We start from the raw sequence: 2915 nt of genomic DNA, 5'->3' as shown, positions 1-2915 counted from the left end.
GTCGATGAATCCGGGGCGCCCCCCAGGGTGCCGTCAGTCGGAAGAGCAATTATGTTTTTCGCCTGTCGTCGCAGCGCTCTTTCTCGTTTTCTTGGCGGCCTCAGGTCAAAGAGAGTAGCGGTGTGTTCCTCCAGAAATACCTCGCAGAGAGCCGGTGAGCATGGCACTGAATGGGCAACCTGTTGATTTGCACGGAATCCTGACCCACCCGAGGTAGGTTTTTGCATCGAATGTTGACCCACGTATAGAACACTGTCCCGCTCGGCAACGAGCGGGAGATCGGAGTGATCGACGTGGCCATACTGAGCATCATTCGACGCTGGCATCTTCGCGACCAGATCCCGCTGCGCGAGATCGCCAGACGCCTGGGCATCTCCAGGAACACGGTCAGGCGCTATCTGCGCGCTGACACCACGGCACCGGCCTATCCTGCACGGCAGAGTCCGAGCAAGCTCGACGGCCATGCCGCCAAGCTCTCCGCTTGGCTCAAGACCGAGGCCAACAAGCCACGCAAGCAACGGCGCACACTCAAGCAGATCCACACTGATCTGTGTGCCTTGGGCTTCACCGGCTCCTACGATCGCGTTGCCGCATTCGCTCGCCGCTGGCGCCAGGAGCAACAGGAGCAAGCCCGCACGTCGGGGCGAGGCACCTTTATCCCACTGCGCTTCGCAGAGGGTGAGGCCTTCCAGTTCGACTGGAGCGAGGACTGGGCGGTCATCGCCGGCGAGCGCACCAAGCTGCAAGTGGCTCAGTTCAAGCTCAGCCACAGCCGCGCATTCTTCCTGCGCGCGTATCTGCTGCAGACCCACGAGATGCTGTTCGATGCCCATCACCACGCCTTTGTGGCCTGGGGCGGTATCCCGCGTCGCGGCATCTACGACAACATGAAGACCGCCGTGGATCGCGTGCGCCTGGGCAAGTTGCGTGACGTCAACTTGCGCTTCAGCACCATGGTCAGCCACTACCTGTTCGACGCCGAGTTCTGTAACCCGGCCTCGGGCTGGGAGAAGGGGCAGATAGAGAAGAACGTGCAGGACAGCCGTCACCGCATCTGGCAACGCATCCCTGCATTCGGCTCTCTGGCGGCACTTAATGACTGGCTGGCCGACCAGTGCGTACGGCTGTGGCAGCAGACCCGCCATCCTGAGCTGGACATGACCCTCTGGGAGGCCTGGTCGCTGGAGCGGCCACACCTGATGCCCGTGGGGCAGCCGTTCGATGGCTTTGTGGAGCACACCAAGCGCGTCTCACCAACCTGCCTGGTGACCTTCGAGCGCAACCGCTACAGCGTACCGGCGTCGTTTGCCAACCGGCCCATCAGTCTGCGCGTCTATGCCAATCGGCTCGTGTTCGTGGCCGAAGGCCAGGTGATTGCCGAGCACGTGCGGCACATCGACCGTAGCCATCTTCCGGGGCGCACAATCTATGACTGGCACCACTACCTCGCGGTGCTGCAGCGTAAGCCCGGTGCGCTGCGTAACGGCGCACCGTTCGCCGAACTGCCAGAGGGCTTCCGACGCCTGCAATCCACACTGCTCAAACGCCCTGGTGGCGATCGCGAGATGGTCGAGATCCTGGCGCTGGTGCTGTTGCACGACGAACAGGCCGTGCTCACTGCGGTGGAGCTCGCACTGGAGGCGGGTGCCCCGTCCAAGCAAACCATCCTGAACATCCTCAGCCGCCTCCTGGAAGGCGAGCCCGTGGCACCGATCACCTCACCACAGGCACTGGCGCTGCACGTCGAACCGCAGGCCAACGTCGGCCGCTACGACAGCTTGCGAGATCGGGAGGTGCATCATGCAGCATGAAGTCATGTTGGAGATGCTCAAGTCGTTGAAGCTGCACGGCATGGCACAAGCGCTGGGCGACCTGGCGGCGCAGGACTCGCCGGCCTACCAGTCGGCCGTGGCCATCCTGTCGCGTCTGCTCAAGGCCGAGCTCACCGAGCGCGAGGTGCGCTCGCTGGCCTATCAGATGAAGGTGGCGCGCTTCCCAGCCTACCGAGACCTGACCGGCTTCGACTTCAGTTGCAGCGAGGCCAACGAAGCACTGGTGCGGCAGCTTCACCGCTGCGAGTTCCTCGAGTCGGCGCACAACATCGTGCTGGTCGGCGGCCCAGGTACGGGCAAGACCCATCTCGGCACCGCCATCGGCGTGCAGGCCGTGGAGCACCATCACCGTCGAGTGCGCTTCTTCTCGACCGTGGAGCTCGTCAACGCGTTGGAACTGGAGAAGGTCTCAGGCAAGCCGGGACACCTGGCCACGCGACTCATGTATGCCGACCTGGTGATCCTCGATGAGCTGGGCTATCTGCCGTTCAGCCAGACCGGCGGCGCATTGCTGTTCCACCTGATCAGCAAGCTCTACGAGCGCACCAGCCTCGTCATCACCACCAACCTGAGCTTCGGCGAATGGTCCAGCGTCTTCGGGGACGCCAAGATGACCACCGCGCTATTGGATCGCCTCACGCACCACTGCCACATTGTTGAAACCGGCAACGATAGCTATCGTTTCAAGCACAGCACCACCCAGCCCAAGAAGGAGAAACGCACCGCCAAACAACCCGCACAAAGCGACACCTAACAGCCTTTGGGGTGGGTCAGTTTTCGATGCAAATCCTGGGTCAGGATTCGGTGCAAATCAACACGCAAACGCATCGTCTCGCCCGGCGCGAGAACACGCAGCCCCGTTCCTTCCCAACCCTGCGCGGCCAGATTGACCGCGTCGGCCACATGCGAGACGGGCTCTAGGCAGAAGTAAGGCTGCCCTTTCGGCGCATGCAGGATGAAATGATCGAGGGGATCATCGGCGCGCATCGTGAGCGTCGCACCGTCGGCGCGGGATATGACGGCCTGCTGACGCCAATTGCTGTAGTAGACGCTGAGGGCGTCGCCCGGCAACGCACGTGCGTT

Annotated in this window: 3 protein-coding genes; 2 read left to right on the top strand and 1 reads right to left on the bottom strand. The window is 62.6% G+C overall.

What is annotated here, in order from left to right:
- Window positions 1-284 precede the first annotated feature (284 nt).
- Both istA and istB read left to right on the top strand, forming a co-directional pair.
- Entirely contained in the window at window positions 285-1811 is a 1527-nt protein-coding gene (gene istA, locus HQK15_RS18150; RefSeq protein ID WP_012760797.1) for an IS21 family transposase, read from the top strand.
- Window positions 1801-2586, top strand: a complete 786-nt coding sequence (gene istB / locus HQK15_RS18145) for an IS21-like element helper ATPase IstB (RefSeq protein WP_004630242.1) — start codon at window positions 1801-1803, stop codon at window positions 2584-2586. The genes istA and istB overlap by 11 nt, the downstream gene beginning before the upstream one ends.
- Here istB and HQK15_RS18140 read toward each other — a convergent pair.
- Window positions 2583-2915, bottom strand: a 333-nt coding sequence (locus HQK15_RS18140; RefSeq protein WP_217361849.1) for an aldose epimerase family protein, incomplete at its 5' end; no start/stop codon positions are given. The two genes, istB and HQK15_RS18140, sit on opposite strands and share 4 nt — an antisense overlap.

The organism is Aeromicrobium stalagmiti (genome assembly GCF_013283745.1).
Classification (GTDB): domain Bacteria; phylum Actinomycetota; class Actinomycetes; order Propionibacteriales; family Nocardioidaceae; genus Aeromicrobium; species Aeromicrobium stalagmiti.
This window is presented reverse-complemented; position numbering and strand designations above follow the sequence as displayed.